Source organism: Achromobacter xylosoxidans (assembly GCF_002192695.1).
Lineage (GTDB): Bacteria > Pseudomonadota > Gammaproteobacteria > Burkholderiales > Burkholderiaceae_B > Achromobacter > Achromobacter xylosoxidans_C.
The window spans coordinates 218,297-236,601 of record NZ_MTLG01000082.1; the positions used below are offsets into that span (position 1 = coordinate 218,297).

Genomic DNA, 18,305 nt, shown 5'->3' on the forward strand with positions numbered 1-18,305 from the left:
CGTTGCGGGGCCATCATTGCGCCCCTTGCGAGGATTCGGCCTGCTCCGCGTTGCGCGCGTGCGCCTTGCGGTCCTGCTTGCGCCAGCCGGCGCGCATGCGCGCGATCTGGCGCAGCGCGTCCTGCGACATCTTCCACCAGCCGAACGGGCGCGGGTCGGCCAACATGCTGAGCGCACGGGCATAGTCCAGCGTCAGGCCCGGGGTCCAGGCCATGGTCAGCGCGCGCTTGCGGATCTGCGCCGCCACCCACAGTTCCGGCGTCAGCAAAAGGCGCAGCAGCACACGCCAGCCGGCATCGGGGCCGTGCAGGCGGCCGACCACGCCGTCCAGCGCCGCCTCCAGCGCGCTGGACACGGAGCTGGAGCAGTTGCGGTGCGTCAGGTTGTAGATCTCGGTCTTGCGGTACTCATCCCAGAACGCCTGCAGCTTGGCGGCGTCGTAGTTGCGGATGCGCACCCGCATCGTGGACGGCGTCCAGGCCTTGGATTCGGTGGCGTAGTCGGGCTGGAACACGCCCGGCACGTTGTTTTCGGCCGTGGCCCGCAGCAGGGCACCGAACTGCTCCGGAGAGTGGTCGATCTCCTGGGCCGGATACAGGCTGATGTACACGCCTTCCGGCGATTCCAGGGCGGCGTGGCCGGTGGACACCACCCCATTGATGTCGACGGCGGCGATGTAGCGGTTCACCACGGGATAGTTGCGCGTCTCGTTCTTGGCCGAGCCCGACGGCGTCCAGACGTGCACGGTCAGCGCGCGTTCCGATTCCAGGGGCGGGCCATCGAACACCTTCTGCGCATGGGAGTCGGCGCGCGTGGGCATGAAGTCCGGATGCGGATTGACGTCCAGCGCCGGGTTGGAGTCCAGGTTGCGCACACGGCGCGCCAGCGACAGCAGCCGCAGGCCCGAAAACGCCAGGAACAGGCCCAGGCAGTACGGCACCGTGCCGACGTAATGGGTCGGGTAGGGCTGGAAAAAGAAGATGGCCAGCAGTATTTCCGCCACGCCCGAGGCGAAGACATAGCGCCAGCGCTCGTAGCGCACCACGTAGGCGGCGGTGCACTGGATCAGGCCGTCCACCAGGAACATCAGGCCGAACAGCATGGACAGCACGAAGTGCCCGTGATGGTGGCCGATCAGGACCAGGATGCCCGCCGTCAGCACGATGGCGCCCTTGGCATAGCGCAGCACCCGCTGGCCGCCCACGCCAGACTTGGCAATGATCAGCGTGGCCAGGCCTTCGATGACCAGCAGCCCGGCGAAGAAATTCAGCGGGAAATAGACGGCGTTGTCGAGCGCGTCGATGAACAGCGTGACGCCTGTAATGAAGAGCAGGCTGCCGATGATATACAGCCCGCGGGCGCGCTTGCGCAGATAGTCCACGCCCAGCAGCAGCAAAACCAGATTGGCCATTGCGTTTGGTCCTCCTCTTCCGTGACCCCGTTACGGTGCTAGCTATTTTGGTTTGCTAACCAAGTTAACAAATTTTCCGGGATCGATGCAGGTATTCTTCCTGACGCATCCGTCTGCGATCTTTCCCGGGACATGGCATGAACACCAAGACGAGCAACGCAGTAAAAGAGGCAACGCAAGAGACCCCGTCCGGCCTGATAGACGCCAGGATCCGCGAACTGGATGACTGGCGCGGCCAGACGCTAGCGCGGGTCAGGGCCGTCATCAGGCAGGCCGACCCCGGCGTGGTCGAGGAATGGAAGTGGCGGGTGCCGGTGTGGTCGCACGATGGCATCATCTGCACCGGCGAAACCTATAAAAGCGCCGTCAAACTGACCTTCGCCAAGGGCGCGGCGCTCGAGGACCCCGCAGGGCTATTCAATGCCAGCCTGGACGGCAACACGCGGCGCGCCATCGATATCCGCGAGGGCGAAACCCTGGACGAAACGGCGCTGAAGGCGCTGATCCGCGCCGCGGTGCGTCTGAACGCGGCGGGGAAATCGGCAAGCGCGAAAAAATAGCTTGCGCCTGGGGTTCAGGGCAACAGCCCGGCGTCCCGCAACAGCGGCTCCTCATACTCGGAGCCTTCCGCCGGATAGCGCAGGTCCGCAAGCTTGCTGGCCTTGGCCAGCGCCCAGACGATGCTTTCGCCGGCGGGCAGCGTATCGGGCGCTTGGGCGTACAGCGGATCTTCAAATGCGGCGCTTGCCGGGACGATCGTCCAGCCCTGGGCGTTCAGCGCCGCAATCACGTCCGGCAGAGCTGCGGCATTGAGCGGGTTGGTGTGCAGCAGCATGACATGCTGGGGGCTGCGGCCCAGGACCTTGCGGGCCAGCCCGTCGTAATAGGCCGCCCGGTCCAGCAAATGGCGGACGTACCGTTGCTTCACAATCTGGGCCCGGGCGGTGTCGCCCGCCTTGATGTGATCGGCATAAACGCGGCTGTAGTACCAGTCGCTGGCATCTATGGATACCAGCCCGTTCCTGTAGCGGTTCTGCGCCATCCAGTCCCGCATGCCGTCTCGCTTGGCCTGGGTATCGCCTTCTCTCAAGTACGGGAACCGCAGCATCGGCACGAAGGTAGGCAGGCTGCGGAGGGCGGCATCGGCGCTTTTTACATCGGCGATGAACGCTTCCAGCGATACCTTGGGATCGGCAAGGCTGCGGTGGCTGGCCGTATGGTTGCCAACCCAATGTCCCGCCCGCGACCATTGCGCCACCAGTGCGAGCCCGTCGGCGCCACCTATGCTGCTCAAGGCGGGAAACAGCGCGGACTGGATCCCATGCTTATGCAAGGCGTCCAGCAGTTGGGAATTCCATAGCGCGGCCTGGGGCTGCTTATCGGGATTGAGTCCGTCGTCGAAGGTCAGGGCCACGGTCTGGGCGGAGCACCACGACGCCCACAGAGAGAAGCCGACGGCAAGAATGCGGTGTAGGGAAAAGCGGAAAGCCATGCAGGGAAGCAAACCTCGGATGTCGTTGCCACGCACGCCAGGAATCCGACCCTGGCGTCCCGTGCCCCGGCGGATGCCGGGGCATCAGGATAGCAGCCAGGGCAAACGGGCGCGCCGATCAGGTCAGCCCGCCGCCGGCCTGATGTTCTGGTTATGCCGGAACAGGTTCTGCGGGTCGTAGCGGGTCTTGGCCTGGACCAGCCGGTCGAAGTTCGGGCCGTAGGCCGCGCCCAGCCGCTCCGGTTCGTCCTGCGTCAGGAAGTTCACGTACACGCCTCCTTGCGCATAAGGCTCGGTGGTCCGGAACAGCGTACGGGCCCAGGCGATGCAGCGCTCGTCTTCTTCCGGAAAGTCCCAGCGGCCATGCACATTCATGGCGAATTGCGCCGAGCGGTGCGGATAGGCCATGGCGGACACCGGCACCTGCGCGGCCACGCCGCCGATGTAGCCCAGGAAGATCTCGCATTGCGGCGAAGGCAGGTTTTCCACCGCCGCGACGATGGCGTCGATCAGCCCGTCCTCCAGGCCGCCCAGGTTATGCGACTTCCAGTAGTTGCGGGCGCCAGGCGTAAGCAGCGGGTCGAAGGCCTTTTGCCAGGCGGTGTAGGGCATGGGGCCCAGATGCTCGCCATAAGGCGTGCCGAAGCCTCGCACCACTTCGACCGCGGCCGGACCCAGTGCCGGATCGCCCGTATAGCACATGGCGAAGGCGACCATGGGCTTGCCATGCACATCTTGAGGCAGGAAGGGCAGCGGGGGCGCCAGGCGCAGCACGGCCCAGACCGTCAATTCCTGGGGCAAGGTGGCCAGCGCGTCGCGGTACTTCGACAGCGCTTGCTTGCCCTGTTCCAGCGGCAGCACCACCAGGCCGCCATACACCTCGGGGCCGACCGGATGCAGCTGGAATTCGAACATCGTGACCACGCCGAAATTGCCGCCGCCGCCCCGGATCGCCCAGAACAGGTCCGGGTTGTCCTGCTCGCTGGCGTGCAGCAGCTTGCCGTCCGCGGTGACGACATCGGCTGAAAGCAGGTTGTCGATGGTCATGCCGAACCTGCGGGTCAGCCAGCCGAAGCCGCCGCCCAGCGTCAACCCCGCCACGCCGGTGGTGGAATTCACGCCCAGCGGCGTCGCCAGGCCGTAGGCCTGGGCCTCATGGTCGAAATCGGCCAGCGTCGCGCCGGGCTCCACGTAGGCCCGGGCGCGCACGGGATCGACGCGCACCGACTTCATCGGAGACAGGTCGATCATCATGCCGTCGTCGCAGACCGCGGTGCCTGCGATGTTGTGGCCCGCGCCGCGCACGGACAGGACCAGGCCGTTGTCGCGCGCGAAATCCACGGCGCGGCGCACGTCGGCCGCGCCCGCGCAGCGGCAGATAAGCGCTGGCCGGCGGTCTATCATCGCATTCCAGATCTTGCGGGCGTCGTCGTAGCCGGGGTCGCCCGGGCAGAGGACCTGGCCTCGGGCCGAGGCTTTCAGATCATCCAGGGCGCTATCGGAAAGTTTGCTCATCACACACCTCCTTGAAGGTGCTGCTTCGTGAACAACCTCTGAAACTGGGGCCTGCGAAGCAGGCCCTGGCCGCCTATGGGTTCGGGCGCGGCATGGAGTACGCCTCCTGCGTGAGAGGCCATGACCCAAGGAGGGCGGCGCGCCGCGCCGGGAGCCGGTCGGCCCGCTCCCGTTTTGCGCGCCGTGGCGTGCGTATCTGGAAAGCTTACTCCTCGCTGGTCCATTCCACCTGCACGCCGAGGCTGCGCAGGTTTTCGACGAAGCGCGGATGGGCGCGGCGGATCGGCGTGGCGTTGCGGATTTCCGAACGCCCGTCGATGCTGCTGGCGATCATGAAGAGCGCGATGGCGACGCGGATGATGTAGGGGCTTTCGACCACCGCGGGCGTCAGCGGCCGGCCGCCGAACGTGATCAGCCGGTGCGGATCGGACGAAAACACATGTGCGCCGAACTTGGACAGCTCGCCGGTCCAGCCCAGCGCGCCGTCGTAGACCTTGTTCCAGAACATGGCGTTGCCCTCGGCGCACACGCCCAGCGCAATGAAGATGGGCAGCAGGTCCACCGGGAAATAGGGCCACGGCGCCGCCTCGACCTTGGTCAGCACATTGCTGGTGAAGGGCGTCTGCACCTTCAGCGGACCCGAGCGCAGCGCGCGCGACCAGCCGTTCTCGTGCACGATCTGCACGCCGAACTTGGCGAAGGTGCGGTCGATCAGCGGGAAGTTCGCGGGCGTGCTGTTGCGCACCACCACGTCGCCGCCCGTGATCGCGCCCAGCGCGAGAAAGGTGGTGATCTCGTGGAAGTCTTCCTCGAAGGTGAATTCGCCGCCGCCCAGGCGGGCGCCGCCGCGCACTGTCAGCCGCGAGGTGCCGATGCCGTCGATGTCCGCGCCCATCATCGCCATGAAGCGGCAGAACTCCTGCACGTGCGGCTCGGAGGCGGCGTTGGTCAGCGTCGACTCGCCCTGCGCGGCGGCGGCGCACAGCACGAAGTTCTCGGAGGTCGTCACCGAGGCATAGTCCAGCCAGTGGTGGGTCGGCTTCAGGGGGCCGCTGCTGCGGACCAGCAGCGAGCCGCTGGCGCGTTCCACCTCGCCGCCGAAGGAGCGGAAGATGTCCACGTGCGGGTCGATCTCGCGCACGCCCAGCGTGCAGCCCTTGACGTTGTCTTCCAGCCGCGCCACGCCAAAACGGGCCAGCAGCGGCGGCACCAGCATGATGGAAGAGCGCATTTCCTCGGGCAGCCGGTGACGGGTGGCGTCGAAGGCGGTGTCGCGATGGTGCAGGTCCAGCGTGCGGGTGGACTCGTCCAGGCGCACGTCGCTGCCCAGGGTACGGAAGATTTCAAGGATCTTGCGCACGTCCGTGATGTCGGGCACGCCGTGCAGCCGCAGCGGCTGGTCCGTCAGCAGGGTGGCGCACAGCACCGGCAGGACCGCGTTCTTGTTGGCCGAAGGGATGACGCGGCCGCGCAAAGGGGTGCCGCCGTGGACGATGAGGTTGGACATGGAACGTGTAGGGCCAGAAGAAACAGGGAGTAGGGAGCTTGCGGAGCTCCGGGTAATTTCACACTTTAAGGGCGCACGGCGGCCGTGTCATGCCGGCCTGGCCGCGCCCGGGCCGGGATTCCTGCGGATCAGGACCCAGCCGCCTATGGTCAGCGCCAGGCCGGCCCCCAGATAAGGCAGGCCGAAAATCAGCGCCCAGAAAAACAGCGCCGTATAAGCGTCGTTGGCCGCCTGCTTGCCGCCGGCGGCCGGATTGAAGATGCCGGGCTCCATTGCAAGCACGGCGCCGAGCAGGTTCAGCAGGACGGCCAGGCCGAGCATGGCGCAGCCCCAGCCGATCAGGCGGCGGAAATTGGCAATGCGGACCAGCGCCGCGACGAGCGCCACGCCTATCAGCAGCGACACGACGCCCGTCGTGATCAGCATTCTGTCCAGCGCCGCCATATAGGCAAGCCCTGTCAAGTCCGCCAGCCCGAACGCCTGCTGCATGACCGGATTGACGACGCCGCCGCTGGCCCAGGCGACGAGCAGGCCGAACGCGATGCTGGTGAGCCACTTGGTCAGGGCAGAGGGCATGCGGGAGTCCTGTTCATAATGCGGTGCAGCGAGAATACTGCGGATTGCTGCTGACGATTGAGACGGGCGGTAACCGCGATCCGGGCAAGATGCCGCCTAGGCCCGGCGCCGCATTCTTTCCTGGTGCAGCAGCCTGACCTGCTCGGCGAACTCCGGCACCGGTCCTTCGACGGGAATGCCGTCCACGACCTCGGCGATGGCCAGCGGCCGCACCTTGGACGTGGGGGCGACACCCCATTCCCGCAGCCATTCCCGGTACTGGGCAGAAGAACTGGCATAGACGATGCGGCCCAATCCGACCCAGCCATGCGCCGACGCGCACATGGAGCAGTGCTCGCCCGAGGTATAGACGGTGCAGGCGGCGCGCTCGGCCGGCGGCACATTGCTGGCGGCCCAGCGCGCGATCTCGAATTCCGGATGCCGCGTGCGGTCGCCGCTGGAGACGTGGTTGTGGTCTTCGAACAGAACTGCGCCGTCGGGCGACACCAGCACCGAGCCGAAGGGCTCGTCGCCTGCTTCCAGCGCCTGTCTGGCGAGTTCGACGCAGCGCGCCAGATGCTTCTTGTCCGTTTCGGTAATCATGCGAGCCTCCTCGTGTATGCCGCGCGGCGGGGGACCGGCGGCGGTGGATGGGGAGGCCGCCGGCATGCAGCCGCAAGCATAGCCTTCTTGCAGGCTGGCTTAGTAATACACGTCCACGTAGTCCGTCAGCCCGCCGCAGGCTTCCATTTGCTGCAGGCGCCAGTACTTGCGCTTGCCGGTCGCGCGGAACTCGAACTCGCCGTTGCGCTCGCAGCGCCGGCCCTTGTCCGGCGCGTCCAGGATCAGGATCGTGCCGCGGAAGATGAAGCGGTCGCTGGCGATGGAGACGATATCGCCCTTGATCTTCAGCGTGCCCTCGTGGTTGGCCTGCGTGCCCTCGATGCGCACCACGTCGTTTTCATCCGTGGCGGTCAGGTGGCCGCGCTGCGCGGACCAGAGCCATTGCAGGGTGATGCCGCTGTTGTTCATCAGGCGCTCGTAGGCAGCCTGGTTCTGGATATCGGTCTTCTGCACCGAACCCGAGGGGGCAGCCGCGGCAGGCGCGCCGTGCGCCTTGATCGGCGGCACGGCCATGGCCGGCGCGCTTGCTGCAAGCGCCAGGCCTGCCGCCAGCAACAGGCTGGACATCCGCATTTTTCCCTTGGCGATGATCGTGTCGCTCTCGAGGTTCTTGTGCATGGTTCTCGTCAAGTAGGGGTAGATGGGCGCAGCCGCCCGGCAAGGGCCGACTGACGGGGACGCCGCCGCGGATGCGCCGGGGCCGAAGGTCGGCGGGCGCATAAATTAGCACGCTCATCGGACCCCGATAATTGCTGTTGTTTGAGCTTGTGTATCCATTGGTTATTTACGTTGCCAATGAATACAGCAAGCAGCCCCGCCCAGCCATGCCGCCCACCCACTCACCGTTTGGCGGCTGCGCTCTGCGCCCGGAATGCGGCTTCGCCCGCATCGGAAATCTCGACCCATTTCCTGTCGGGCGCAGCGTCCGGCACATAGCTGTCGTGCCAGTTCCACCACTTGTAGGTCGGCGTCTGCGGATAGCCCTCGGGAGAATCCTCCCAGACTTCCTGGCGCCCCAGCGGGGTGATGTCCAGGTAGTTCCAGGTGCCGCCCATCTGTTCGTCGCCGCGGTTGTTGAGGAAGTAGGTGCGGAATATGCGGTCGCCGTCGCGGTAGAACACATTGGTGCCATGCCACTCGTCCACGCCGAAGTCGGCGTCAAAGCCATCGGTCAGCGTGTACCAGGGCATCTTCCAATCCATCTGCGCTTTCAGCCGCGCAATGTCCGCCTGCGGCGCCCGGGACACGAAGACCAGCGTGGTGTCGCGGGCATTCAGGTGCGCCAGATGGGCGACCTGGTCCGCCACCATCGAGCAGCCGCGGCAGGCGTGTTCCGGCCAGCCGTACACGCCCGGTTCGAAGAAGGCGCGGTAGACGATCAGTTGGCGGCGGCCGTCGAACAGGTCGGGCAGGGCGAGCGTGCCCGAGGGGCCTTCGAACGCATAGGCCTTGGTCACTGGCGTCCAGGGCATGCGCCGGCGTTCGGCGGCCAGCGCGTCGCGGGCGCGGGTGTGGGCTTTTTCCTTGACCAGCAGCTGCTGGCGGGCGCTCTCCCAGTCCTGCGGCGAGACGACCGGGGGCGTGCACATGGGGGCGCCATTGCTTGATGCAGTCATGATTTCCTACCTCCTTATCGCGGGCCGGCGCCCTGGCGCAAGGGTCTGCGCGCAATTTGGCTGCTCGGCGGCCTGGAATCAGTCTGGCATCGCCGGGCGGAGAGGGGGGAGTAACAAATCCGGCGCAATTCCACCGGCGGCCGGCTCAGAAGCTCACTGCCAGTCCGACGGAGAAGCCCGACACATTGGTGCCGAACACATAGCGGCCCACGAGGCGGGTGCGGGTGATGATCACGTCATAGGCGCTGGAATCCAGTTCCAGGCCGGCGCCCACGGAGGTCAGACGGTCGAATCCCAGGATGCCGCGCTGATCGCCCAGGAACTCAGAGTGCGTCAGCTCCAGCACGTAGCGCAGCGGCCGCTGCAGCATCACGATGCCCGTGGGGGCGCGGTAGCGCGCCCACAGATTGGCCGACTGCGCCGTGGCATGGCCCTCGACGGCGGCGGAACTGTTGAAGCTCTGCAGCCGCATGTCGGAATAGCGCAGCTCCACGTCGACCTCGTAGCCGGGACGGTAATGCTCATAGTCCAGCATCAGCGAGCCGCCCAGGCCATAGGCGTTGAGTGAACCCTTGTCCAGGAAGCTGATGTCTCGGCCGGTCTGCTGCCCCACGTACCAGCTGGCGGCGCGCAAATCGCTGGTGACGTTGCCCAGCGCGAAATTGAAAATGGGCCGCAGCTTCAGTTCGTCGGTCAGTTTGAAGTCCCAGCCTATGCCGCCAGTGGCCGAAAAGCTGTTCCACTTGGTGGGGATGCTGCGCGACTCCGCGCCCTGCGTGGCGACGAAGGTCGGGTCGTAGCGGCTGGCAGCCAGCACGCCTTCCAGGTAGATCGGGACCGACTTGGAGATGGTGTCGCCGCCGCCCAGCTGCGTCATGGCGAATTCGCTGGCCCCCGTGACCGAGCCGCTGCCCCCGCCTATGTTCAGGGAACTGGTCGTGATGTCGGGCACGATGGAGAACGACATGATGGCGAGCACCCCGTTGGCGCGCTTCTGCAGATCGTCCTGGCTCAGGCGCAGGCTCTGTTGCGCCAGGGCCGGCGCCGCGGCCCCGCAGGCCAGCAGGGCAAGCAGCCAGCCCGTATGTCGTTTCGCCATGCTCGGGGGCAGGGGCATGTCATCTCCGGATTGAATGCGTGTCCAATAGCGGCAGCCAGCCTCGCGGCGTCAGGCAATCTACTGGGCGGCGGCCGGCGGGTCAACCATGGACTGGCGCTGGGCCGTCAGCAGCGCGTCGCTCTGGTCGATGCGGATGGTTCCTATCCGCGGAAACTCGAAATCCACGATGATGTAGATCGCCGCCGTCATGACCACCGCATAGACCAGCTGGTGCAGCATGCTGTCGCGTTGCGCGACCGCCAGCTTGGATCCGATGAGGCAGGCGCACACCAGCGCCAGAAACACCAGGAAAGCGTAGGTGGCGATCGGGGGGTGGACCTTTTGCGCCACGGTCTGGGCGGTGGATACGTCGAACATGTCATTGACCGCGCCTATGTACGACGCGGCGAAGGGTGGCACGGTATTGCGGGCCGCGTTCATCGACGTGGTCCAGATTTCTCTCTGCAGCGCGCCGACCCGGCCTGCGATCGCTTCGCGCTGGTCCAGGTCGGAAACGTGGCTGTAGTATTCGATGCGCCCGTCCACGTAGCGCCGGAACTGCTCGCGCAGCTTGGGCTGGTCCGCGGCATTGAGCATGTCGATGCGCAGCCAGGCCGTGCCGATGGCGTTGACCTCCAGCACCAGGAGGTTGCGGCGCTCAGCCATGCGCTGCGCCGCGCCCGAGAACGTGAAGGCCACCAGCAGGCCCAGCAGCGCGAACACGGACGCCTCGATGGCGGCGGCGCCAGCGCCGCTCTTGTCGTCGGCGCTATGGCCCAGGCGCTTGCCGATTCGCATCGCCAGCAGCAGCAGCGCGAAGAACAGGACCGCCAGGCCCGCCAGCAGTAGGGAATAGTTCATCGGGTCACCTTGTGTTCAATGGCGCTTGTTCGGGGTTGGTGGTTCGGTGGCTGCCTGATCGCGCCACAGCGTGACGCGGTTGCGTCCTGTCTGCTTGGATTCGTACAGGGCCTCGTCCGCCCGCCGTATGACTTCGGCAGCGGATTCGCCGTCTTGGGGCCAGAGCGCGACGCCGATCGACACTGTCACGCGACCCACGCTGTCCGGCATGAGGCGCCGGGCCACCGCCGTGCGCAGGCGCTCGGCGACCTCGCTCGCCTTGGCGGCCGAACTGGTGGGCAGGAGCGCGATGAATTCTTCCCCGCCTACCCTGAAGGCGCGATCCTGATCGCGTAGGCAGGCGCGGATGACGTCGGCCAGCGCGACCAGCACTTTGTCGCCCGTCATGTGGCCGAAGCTGTCGTTGATGCGCTTGAAATGATCCAGATCCATGGCGATGACTGCCACGGATGCGCCGTCGGCCGCGTAAGAGTTCAGCACCTCGGTCATGGCCCGGCGGTTCAGCAGACCCGTCATCGGATCCGTCAGCGCCTGGGTGTTCAGGCGTCCCACTTCGTCCTGATGCTGGTCCAGCGTCAATCGGACGGCGTCGCGCAAGGTGTCGGCTTCTGCGTACCAGGCGTTGAGCCGATCGAGGTCCACGCCGGCTGACTTGCGCGCGGTCATGGCGCGCGCCAAGCGCGATAGCGGCGATGCGATGGCATAGGCCAGGCCGCACACCAGCAATAGCGTGAGCGCGATGGCCGGGATGGCGGAGCTCAGCGCATCCCCGAGCAATTCGCGCAGCGGCGACAGTACCTGATCCAGCGTACGCTGCGCCACCACTGCCCAATTGCCCTTGGGCAAGGGCGCGTAGCCGGTCAATACGGCGCCGCCGTCCGCCTTCGAATACAGGGCGCCGCCGCCGTGCCGGGCCGGCTCCAGGCTGGCCAGATCGAACGTGCCGGGCGCGGCATGCCGGCGGTACAGCACGTTCCCGTCGTTGCCGACCAGGAACACCGACATGCCGGCGATTTCGTCCCGGTCGCCGATGATCCGGTCCATGCCGCTGCCGGCGTCCAGCTTGATGGCGATGGCCAGATAGGCCTGGGGCGCGCTGGCCGGGTCTTCCACCGGTTCGACCACGGTAAGCACTGCGGTCTGGGTACTGGGAAGCGTCGTCACCCAGGCACCCGGCCCGGGGGCGCTTACGCCCAGATCGGCAAGACGGAGGATCTTTGCATCGGCAAGCTGGCCGGTAGGGGAGCGGGCCACGATACGGCCTTCGGCGTCGGCCAGCATGACCGAGTGCAGCGAGTCGATCTGGCCGGCAAGGCGCTGCAGTTCGTTCTGCAGCGCTTGCGGCTTGCCCATGGAAGCGGGGAACTGGCTGGCGGCATTGCGGGCCTGGCGGTGCAACGCGGCGATATAGACGTCGATGACCTCGGCCAGCTTTTCGGCGCGCGCGTGGTTGGCGGCCAGGGCATTCCTGATGATTTGCGCCTTCTGTACCTGATAGCTCGAGTACATGGCGGTGGAGAAGCCCACGGCGACGCTCAGCACGGCCAGGGCGACCAGGACCGCAAGCAGGCCAGTTTTGGGCTTGCGCATGCCTGCGCCGCTTGACCGAGGACTCATCGAAACTCCATGCAAGATGCCATGCGTGGGGATGTATCGACCGCGTTGAGTTTGACAACAATAAATGCGGAGCCGGCGGTCTGCAACGCGAAACCGGACTAATAGCTATCCGCGATGGATTTGCGCAACGGTTTGCACTGGCGCTATGGACGAGGCGCTTTCGCACTCCTGTCGTTCGCCGGCTCGGTCAACATTTTCCAAACCTTGGTAACTGGACAGGCCATGCCGTCCGGGTATTCTCGAACGATGCGCGAACCTGCGACGCGGCCCGCTTGCGTTCAGCCTCCCGCATCCCCGAAAGACAGGAGATCCAGCATGCCCAGCAAAAACACGATTTGCCTCTGGTACGACCAGGATGCCCTGGAAGCCGCGCAGTTCTACGCCCGGACCTTTCCGGACAGCGCCGTGCACAAGATCCTGCGCGCGCCGGGGGACTATCCTTCGGGCAAGCAAGGCGATGTGCTGACCGTCGAGTTCACGGTGGCGGGCATACCCTGCGTGGGCCTGAACGGCGGCCCGGCCTTCAAGCACAGCGAGGCCTTTTCCTTCCAGATTTCCACCGAGGACCAGGCCGAGACCGACCGCCTCTGGGACGCCATCATCGGCAACGGCGGCCAGGCCAGCGAATGCGGCTGGTGCCGGGACAAGTGGGGCCTGTCGTGGCAGATCACGCCGCGCATGCTGATCGAAGCGATCTCGGACCCCGATCCCGCCACCGCCAAGCGCGCCTTCGACGCGATGATGACGATGGGCAAGATCGATATCGCGGCCATCGAGGCGGCGCGGCGGGGATAGAGGAGGGCGGACTCCTCCCTTTGGCCGATTCCCGCGGCAATGGCGCGATCTATCATGGATACGCCGCACGCGGGCCGGCCATCCGCATGGCAGGTCCCCGGAGGTGGCGGCATTTGCGCGATCTTCCTTGGGGAGCTTCCTATGGCCACGCTTGCGGTCCGCCTCATGGCGGCCATCGTGTCGGCCGGCATCGGCCACGCGGCGTTCGCGGGACCGGGGCAAGCCATGGAGGCCACCGGGAAGTCGCGTTCCTCGACTTCCTCGCGCGGCAATGCCGACGCCGCCATCGACGCGGCGCAACGCGCCTTGAGCGACTACCTGCGAGACTCCAGCCAGCAGGATGATGCGCTGCTGAACCAGGAGACGCAGGACCGGCTGCGGCAGCAGTACGAGGATGCGCAGAACGCGGCGGCCAAGGCCCGGGCCAAGCAACAAGAAGCCGACTACCTGCGCAACCGCGACCGGATCAAGGAGCGCTACAGCACCGATCCCGCCCTGAACCCCTGGGGCAACAACGCCGCCAGCCGCGACAAGCCGCGCAATGCCCCCGCCGGCGCGCCCGGCCCATCCGCTTCATCCAATCCCGCCGCCAAGGATCCCGGGCTCGATTACGCCGGCCAGGCCTGCGAGTATTTCACCCGCGCCTCGGATGCCGCGCATCTGAACTACTACAGCGAAGGTTCGACCGTCGTCTATGGCGGGCGGGTCTATCAATGCAAGGACGGACGCTGGGCGTACCGCTATCCCGATACGGTGCTGAGCGCGCGCGACCGCAGCCGGCTGTCGGCCACCCAACTGGAGAAGTGATATGGCATTGTTTGCTTCGGTGGCGGCGGCCGTGCTGGCCTCTTCGACCCTGGGCGCCCCGCTGGGCTTGGGCGACGGGAGAAGCGAAGCCTTGTTCAAGGCATATTCGGCTGCCCTGGACTTGGGGTTCCAGGCGATGGGGCCCAGCATGAAGCGCGCGCTGGCGACGTATTGCCAGGACGGGCTGACCGTCGAGGGCTACTGCGTCTGGGTGGTGCAAGGGGTAATCATAGGCAGCCATCTCAGCGGCAATTACGAGGACGTGCTGCGCTATGGCGACCGCTACGCCGCCGCAAGGCTGGCGGATCTGCGGTCCAGGCGTGAGCCCCTGGGCGCCTGCCTGCCCGCGTACGTGAGCACGGTGAAGCCGGGCACGACCAGTACCTTGATCTCCTGGAGTTCCCCCGTGCCCTCCTTGGTCTACCTGGCCCAAGCCCGCCTCAAGCAGCCTGCGACGGGCTCGTACTATCAGGCGTTCTATTGCGCGCGCCGCGCCCCGAACGAGCTGCTGGACGCTTATGACCCCCAGCGTTCCAGCGTGCCGGCGAGCGAAGCCGAAGCAAACGTAGCCCGCAAGTTCGAATCGGAAATCCTGCGGCCGATGCGCGCGGCGAGCGAGCAGCTGCAAGCCGAACTCACGCGCTCCATCCACTCCGACAGCACGGCGCTCAGCCGCAATTTCCTGCAGACCGCGGTGCTGTACGGAAACGCCTACACCGCGTGCAGCCGAGCCCGCTTTCCGGCCAATCTTTGCGGCTATCTGAGCGCGGACCGCATCGAAGTGGAGTTCTACGAGTCCAAGCTATGAGCGGGCCTGTCGGGCCGCGCATCAGCCGCCTGCCGGCAGCACCCGGATGCCCGTGCGCTTGACGAATTCCTCGTAGCTGATGGGCGGCCCGGCCTTGGTGGCGGCGGCGTTGGCTTGCCAATGCACCCACGAGCGGCCGCTGGTCGCGTCATACACGACCTTGTAGATGTACGTGGGCACGGCCACGCCCGCGCCTATGGTCTTGGGCTTGTCGGCATAGACGGGGCCGGTGAAGACGTACACGTCGCCGGCGGCGCGCATCACATACTTGCGCGTGTCCTGTTCGATGCTGCTCCAGGCGCCGCCGTTGTGAATCTGGTCCTGCGGCACCATGTTGGCCAGCGAGAAGCTCTGCGCCATGGCCTCGGGCGTGGACATGTCGCCCGCCGGCGCCATGTGGCCGCGCGAGTAGCCGGAGCCGCGGTAGTCGTCCAGCTCGGCCCGTTCGGCGCGCGGCAGCCGCGCTTCGGCGTAGAACTTGTCGGTGCGGCGCATTCCCTGGGCCTGCGTCAGCATCTGGCGGTTCAGGCGTTCCGCCACGAACACCGGCGTTTTGGTCTGCCCGTCGTGCAGGATGGCGAAGGCCGAGAAGCACACCTCCCGCAGCTTCTGGCCGCCCGGGACTTCCGGCGGGCGCGAATGCGGAAAGAACTGCCGGCATTCGGCAAACATCGTTTGAACAGGCGCCCCTGTCCGCGCCGCGGTCGGCACCGCCGCGGGCGCCGCTTGTTCGCGCTGCTGCGGCCAGCCCAGGCGCGTGATGACTTCCTGCACCGGCGCCGGAATCCGCCACTGGGGATTCAGCATATAGCTGGCCGCGCCGAAACTCGCCAGCGACGAGAACAGCAGGGCCTTCAGGAATCGGGGGAAACGGCCGCTGGATCGGGAACTGGCCCGGGCCTTGGATCTGCTTGGGGGACTTCTCTTCTTGGAAGCGGGTGTCTTCGCGCGCGTCATTACTACCTGTGAGCTACTGCCCGATTGCAGTTGGCAATCGGCACCGCCACGGATTGTAGATGAGTGGCAAATTTGCCACTGATGGCGATTGTTTCTTGATGCGAGACAGTGGCGTCGCCCTTATGCCACATGGGAAGAAACCGTTGCGAGCAAGGGGTTACGCTATGTTTCAACGACATATTTCGCACGTAGAATTCCTGCTGGCCCCGCGATACGGCGGCGCGCTACCCCAGCATTCAAGATGTACGTTGATCTCCTCACTCTTTACTTCATCATCATCGGAACGCTGCTCGCCAGTGCAGGCCTGACGTTCTGGGAGCATCGGACCCATCCCAGCCGCAGCGGATCATTGCGCATCCTCGCGGCGGGCTTCGCCACGCTTGCCGCGGGCTGTACCGTCGCGCTGTTTCGCGCCAAGCTGCCCAGCCCGCTGGGCTCGGCCGTCGCCAATCTCATCGTGCTCAGCGGCTATCTGCTCATCATGAATGGCGCGGCCTCGCTGAGCGGCAGGCGCTATCGCGCTGCGTCCTTCGGGCTGCTAATCATCATGGCCCTGATCTGGCTGGCGGCCGGCGACCAGCGCGAGGATCTGGTCTGGAAGTACATCAGCGCATTTCCCATCGCGTTGGTCAGCGGCGTCACGGCTTGGGAACTGCTGCGCTGCCAGTCCCTCAGGTCGCTGGCGCCGTTGCGCATCGCGGCCGCGGCGGCTGGCATCCACACCTTGGTCTACGCTGGCCGGGCCTTCCTCCTGCCCTGGTGGGTGGCCGAACACGGCCCCGGGATCCATCTGGCCGCCAGCACCCTCACCATGTACGAAGGCGTCCTGTACTCGATCGTGCTGCCGATGACGCTGCTCAAGCTGATCCGCGAAGAGACCCACGGCCAGCTGCTGCGGGAGTCGCAGACGGACTATCTGACCCGCCTGGGCAACCGCCGCTGGTTCTTCGAACAGGGCGCGCGCATCATCGAAGGCGGGGCTGGGCGCGGGCCGGTGGCGGTGCTGGCTTTCGACCTGGACCAGTTCAAGGCCATCAACGACAGATACGGCCATCAGACGGGCGATCAGGTGCTGAAATTCTTCGCGGACAGCGCGCGCTGCGTGCTGGGCGACGATGTGTTGCTTGCCCGCATCGGCGGCGAGGAATTCGCCGCGCTTTTGTCCGGCCCCGACGCGCGCCGCGCCACGGTGCTGGGCGCGGCCGTGGCGCAACGCTTTGCCGTGACGGTATCCGGGCGGGACGACAGCCTGGGCATACCGGCCACGGTCAGCGTCGGGCTGGCGCAGTTCGAGGACAAGGTTCCGTCCCTGGCCGATGCGCTGGCCGCGGCCGACCGGGCGTTGTACCAGGCCAAGGCGCTGGGCGGGAACCGGGTGGAGCTGGCGGGCGCCGCCGCGAGCGCGGTGAGCTGCTGACGGCAAGCGGCGCGGATCAGGTCCGGCGCCGCGACCTGGGCCTGGGCGCCACGCCCATCCGCGGATCCCGCGCCAGCGCAAGCTGCGCCATCCGTGCCGCGACCGTCTCGAAGTCCTCGTCGGTCTGGGGCAGATACAGCCACTTTCCCAGCACCGGGTGCGCGCGCAGGGCCGGGAACTCCGCCAACAGCGCCTCGTGGCGTTCCTGCGAGGTGCAGACGAGCAGGCCGCTCCAGGGATCCTCGCGATCGGCGGCGACCAGGTACAGCAGGCCGTCCAGGTACGCCGCGTCGCAGCCGAACATCTTGCGGCGCAGGTAGCCGGCATCGCGCTCCAGGGGTTCCAGGATCCAGAGCAGCGAATTGAGGCGGACGTTCCGTTGTTTCGGGGGTGGGGCGAATGGGTCTGATCGGTTGCGCATGAGGTGACGCCAGGCGGGATGGGTTGCGACGGGAATCCAAGAATAATGGTAATAATGGTGCCGGATTAAAGTTTCCACTCCAAGGGGATAGCGTGCATTGCTCTAGATGCGGAGCCGCCCACAAGGGCAAAAATAGCGTATGCGACGAATGCGCAAGAGTGCTGGGCAACATGCCCAGCAAGAGCATCTTCGCACCGGACACCGGCAGTTTTGCGGCGGACGAGACGCCGCCCGCTGCGACGAGCCCGCAGCCCGCCGCCAGTGCGCCAGCCGCCGCGGCCTCTCGCGGCAGCTGGGCTGAAGCATTCCAGCGTTACCACGTTGCGCCCCTGCGGCTGCGCGGCAAGCCCGTCAAGACGGTCTGGCTGTTGGCAGCTGGCGCGGCAGGCTTGGCGGTCACCGCCCTGGGCGTCTACGCCTGGGGGATGTCGGGGTGGTGGTTCATCCTGATTTTCCTGAGCCTCGTCAGCCTGGAGACGGGGCGTGACCTGAAACGCAAGCGTTATTCGCGGTTTTTAATGATGTGCAACCTGGAGGCCAATCGCGCCGGCGAGGTTTTCTACACCGAGATTGGCGGCCAGTGCCCGGTATGCAATGGCGAATTGAAGCTCCGGGAGATCGGTCCGAAGCGCGACCAGAAGACGACGGCGGTGTGCAGCGTGAATGGCAGCCACCGCTGGCAATTCGATCCCCGCGTGCTCGGCGATCTTTGACGCCTGCGTCCGGCGCAACCCGGCGGTCGTTCCCTGACAGCCGGGTCCGGTTCCGCCGCGCTGCCTATAATGGCCCCGATCCCCGCTTTG

At 66.3% G+C, this 18,305-nt stretch carries 19 protein-coding genes; 6 read left to right on the plus strand and 13 right to left on the minus strand.

Features of this window, described 5'->3' with window-relative positions:
- Positions 1-13: 13 nt before the first annotated feature.
- Positions 14-1,411 (minus strand): HdeD family acid-resistance protein, encoded by a 1,398-nt coding sequence (locus tag BRO63_RS19145; RefSeq protein ID WP_088141304.1) that lies wholly within the window; start codon positions 1,409-1,411, stop codon positions 14-16.
- A 137-nt stretch (positions 1,412-1,548) separates the two neighbouring features.
- On the opposite strand from BRO63_RS19145, the gene BRO63_RS19150 reads away from it, so the two are divergent.
- Complete coding sequence (locus BRO63_RS19150; RefSeq protein ID WP_088141305.1) at positions 1,549-1,971, plus strand: DUF1801 domain-containing protein; 423 nt, start codon at positions 1,549-1,551, stop codon at positions 1,969-1,971.
- Positions 1,972-1,985: 14 nt separating this feature from the next.
- Here the strand turns inward: BRO63_RS19150 and BRO63_RS19155 are convergent, their stop codons facing one another.
- The 10 genes from BRO63_RS19155 to BRO63_RS19200 form a co-directional block, all read right to left on the minus strand.
- Complete coding sequence (locus BRO63_RS19155) at positions 1,986-2,939, minus strand: polysaccharide deacetylase family protein (RefSeq protein ID WP_256943352.1); 954 nt, start codon at positions 2,937-2,939, stop codon at positions 1,986-1,988.
- An 87-nt stretch (positions 2,940-3,026) separates the two neighbouring features.
- Complete coding sequence (locus BRO63_RS19160; RefSeq protein ID WP_088141307.1) at positions 3,027-4,418, minus strand: FAD-binding oxidoreductase; 1,392 nt, start codon at positions 4,416-4,418, stop codon at positions 3,027-3,029.
- A gap of 205 nt (positions 4,419-4,623) precedes the next feature.
- On the minus strand, positions 4,624-5,925 hold the full coding sequence (locus BRO63_RS19165; protein WP_088141308.1) for a UDP-N-acetylglucosamine 1-carboxyvinyltransferase: 1,302 nt from the start codon (positions 5,923-5,925) through the stop codon (positions 4,624-4,626).
- Between the two features lie 87 nt (positions 5,926-6,012).
- The gene (locus BRO63_RS19170) at positions 6,013-6,501 is read right to left on the minus strand and encodes a hypothetical protein (RefSeq protein WP_088141309.1); all 489 of its coding nucleotides are present in this window, start codon (positions 6,499-6,501) and stop codon (positions 6,013-6,015) included.
- 96 nt (positions 6,502-6,597) lie between these two features.
- Positions 6,598-7,083: a nucleoside deaminase gene (locus BRO63_RS19175; RefSeq protein ID WP_088141310.1), complete on the minus strand. Its 486-nt coding sequence runs from the start codon at positions 7,081-7,083 to the stop codon at positions 6,598-6,600.
- A gap of 99 nt (positions 7,084-7,182) precedes the next feature.
- Positions 7,183-7,722 carry a hypothetical protein gene (locus BRO63_RS19180; RefSeq protein ID WP_088141311.1) on the minus strand — a complete coding sequence of 180 codons (540 nt, stop codon included), beginning with the start codon at positions 7,720-7,722 and terminating at the stop codon, positions 7,183-7,185.
- Positions 7,723-7,943: 221 nt separating this feature from the next.
- Positions 7,944-8,693, minus strand: a complete 750-nt coding sequence (locus tag BRO63_RS19185; protein WP_218824104.1) for a DUF899 domain-containing protein — start codon at positions 8,691-8,693, stop codon at positions 7,944-7,946.
- Positions 8,694-8,865: 172 nt separating this feature from the next.
- Positions 8,866-9,837: a hypothetical protein gene (locus BRO63_RS19190; RefSeq protein WP_088141313.1), complete on the minus strand. Its 972-nt coding sequence runs from the start codon at positions 9,835-9,837 to the stop codon at positions 8,866-8,868.
- Positions 9,838-9,897: 60 nt separating this feature from the next.
- A complete protein-coding gene (locus BRO63_RS19195) occupies positions 9,898-10,680 on the minus strand; it encodes a bestrophin-like domain (protein WP_088141314.1) in 783 nt (260 codons plus the stop codon).
- Positions 10,681-10,695: 15 nt separating this feature from the next.
- The gene (locus BRO63_RS19200) at positions 10,696-12,270 is read right to left on the minus strand and encodes a GGDEF domain-containing protein (RefSeq protein WP_088141315.1); all 1,575 of its coding nucleotides are present in this window, start codon (positions 12,268-12,270) and stop codon (positions 10,696-10,698) included.
- A 342-nt stretch (positions 12,271-12,612) separates the two neighbouring features.
- On the opposite strand from BRO63_RS19200, the gene BRO63_RS19205 reads away from it, so the two are divergent.
- From BRO63_RS19205 to BRO63_RS19215, 3 genes are all read left to right on the plus strand, one after another.
- Positions 12,613-13,092 carry a VOC family protein gene (locus BRO63_RS19205; RefSeq protein WP_088141316.1) on the plus strand — a complete coding sequence of 160 codons (480 nt, stop codon included), beginning with the start codon at positions 12,613-12,615 and terminating at the stop codon, positions 13,090-13,092.
- A 141-nt stretch (positions 13,093-13,233) separates the two neighbouring features.
- A complete protein-coding gene (locus BRO63_RS19210) occupies positions 13,234-13,899 on the plus strand; it encodes a hypothetical protein (RefSeq protein ID WP_088141317.1) in 666 nt (221 codons plus the stop codon).
- A gap of 1 nt (position 13,900) precedes the next feature.
- On the plus strand, positions 13,901-14,707 hold the full coding sequence (locus BRO63_RS19215; protein ID WP_088141318.1) for a hypothetical protein: 807 nt from the start codon (positions 13,901-13,903) through the stop codon (positions 14,705-14,707).
- Positions 14,708-14,728: 21 nt separating this feature from the next.
- Here the strand turns inward: BRO63_RS19215 and BRO63_RS19220 are convergent, their stop codons facing one another.
- Complete coding sequence (locus BRO63_RS19220) at positions 14,729-15,664, minus strand: DNA/RNA non-specific endonuclease (RefSeq protein WP_088141319.1); 936 nt, start codon at positions 15,662-15,664, stop codon at positions 14,729-14,731.
- Between the two features lie 241 nt (positions 15,665-15,905).
- Here BRO63_RS19220 and BRO63_RS19225 point away from each other — a divergent pair, with 241 nt between their 5' ends.
- The gene (locus BRO63_RS19225) at positions 15,906-17,081 is read left to right on the plus strand and encodes a GGDEF domain-containing protein (protein ID WP_088141320.1); all 1,176 of its coding nucleotides are present in this window, start codon (positions 15,906-15,908) and stop codon (positions 17,079-17,081) included.
- A gap of 16 nt (positions 17,082-17,097) precedes the next feature.
- Here BRO63_RS19225 and BRO63_RS19230 read toward each other — a convergent pair whose 3' ends face one another.
- The gene (locus tag BRO63_RS19230) at positions 17,098-17,502 is read right to left on the minus strand and encodes a hypothetical protein (protein ID WP_088141321.1); all 405 of its coding nucleotides are present in this window, start codon (positions 17,500-17,502) and stop codon (positions 17,098-17,100) included.
- Positions 17,503-17,672: 170 nt separating this feature from the next.
- Here BRO63_RS19230 and BRO63_RS19235 point away from each other — a divergent pair, with 170 nt between their 5' ends.
- Positions 17,673-18,215 carry a hypothetical protein gene (locus BRO63_RS19235; protein WP_143219487.1) on the plus strand — a complete coding sequence of 181 codons (543 nt, stop codon included), beginning with the start codon at positions 17,673-17,675 and terminating at the stop codon, positions 18,213-18,215.
- Positions 18,216-18,305: the final 90 nt, after the last annotated feature.

Bases quoted from the DNA above. Each gene is read 5' to 3' on its own strand.
- BRO63_RS19190 (WP_088141313.1), bottom strand. From the start codon at position 9,837: ATGCCCCTGCCCCCGAGCATGGCGAAACGACATACGGGCTGGCTGCTT.
- BRO63_RS19225 (WP_088141320.1), top strand. From the start codon at position 15,906: ATGTACGTTGATCTCCTCACTCTTTACTTCATCATCATCGGAACGCTG.
- BRO63_RS19185 (WP_218824104.1), bottom strand. From the start codon at position 8,693: ATGTGCACGCCCCCGGTCGTCTCGCCGCAGGACTGGGAGAGCGCCCGC.
- BRO63_RS19165 (WP_088141308.1), bottom strand. From the start codon at position 5,925: ATGTCCAACCTCATCGTCCACGGCGGCACCCCTTTGCGCGGCCGCGTC.
- BRO63_RS19145 (WP_088141304.1), bottom strand. From the start codon at position 1,411: ATGGCCAATCTGGTTTTGCTGCTGCTGGGCGTGGACTATCTGCGCAAG.
- BRO63_RS19210 (WP_088141317.1), top strand. From the start codon at position 13,234: ATGGCCACGCTTGCGGTCCGCCTCATGGCGGCCATCGTGTCGGCCGGC.
- BRO63_RS19180 (WP_088141311.1), bottom strand. From the start codon at position 7,722: ATGCACAAGAACCTCGAGAGCGACACGATCATCGCCAAGGGAAAAATG.
- BRO63_RS19235 (WP_143219487.1), top strand. From the start codon at position 17,673: ATGCCCAGCAAGAGCATCTTCGCACCGGACACCGGCAGTTTTGCGGCG.
- BRO63_RS19205 (WP_088141316.1), top strand. From the start codon at position 12,613: ATGCCCAGCAAAAACACGATTTGCCTCTGGTACGACCAGGATGCCCTG.
- BRO63_RS19150 (WP_088141305.1), top strand. From the start codon at position 1,549: ATGAACACCAAGACGAGCAACGCAGTAAAAGAGGCAACGCAAGAGACC.
- BRO63_RS19160 (WP_088141307.1), bottom strand. From the start codon at position 4,418: ATGAGCAAACTTTCCGATAGCGCCCTGGATGATCTGAAAGCCTCGGCC.
- BRO63_RS19220 (WP_088141319.1), bottom strand. From the start codon at position 15,664: ATGACGCGCGCGAAGACACCCGCTTCCAAGAAGAGAAGTCCCCCAAGC.
- BRO63_RS19215 (WP_088141318.1), top strand. From the start codon at position 13,901: ATGGCATTGTTTGCTTCGGTGGCGGCGGCCGTGCTGGCCTCTTCGACC.
- BRO63_RS19230 (WP_088141321.1), bottom strand. From the start codon at position 17,502: ATGCGCAACCGATCAGACCCATTCGCCCCACCCCCGAAACAACGGAAC.
- BRO63_RS19175 (WP_088141310.1), bottom strand. From the start codon at position 7,083: ATGATTACCGAAACGGACAAGAAGCATCTGGCGCGCTGCGTCGAACTC.
- BRO63_RS19195 (WP_088141314.1), bottom strand. From the start codon at position 10,680: ATGAACTATTCCCTACTGCTGGCGGGCCTGGCGGTCCTGTTCTTCGCG.
- BRO63_RS19170 (WP_088141309.1), bottom strand. From the start codon at position 6,501: ATGCCCTCTGCCCTGACCAAGTGGCTCACCAGCATCGCGTTCGGCCTG.
- BRO63_RS19200 (WP_088141315.1), bottom strand. From the start codon at position 12,270: ATGCGCAAGCCCAAAACTGGCCTGCTTGCGGTCCTGGTCGCCCTGGCC.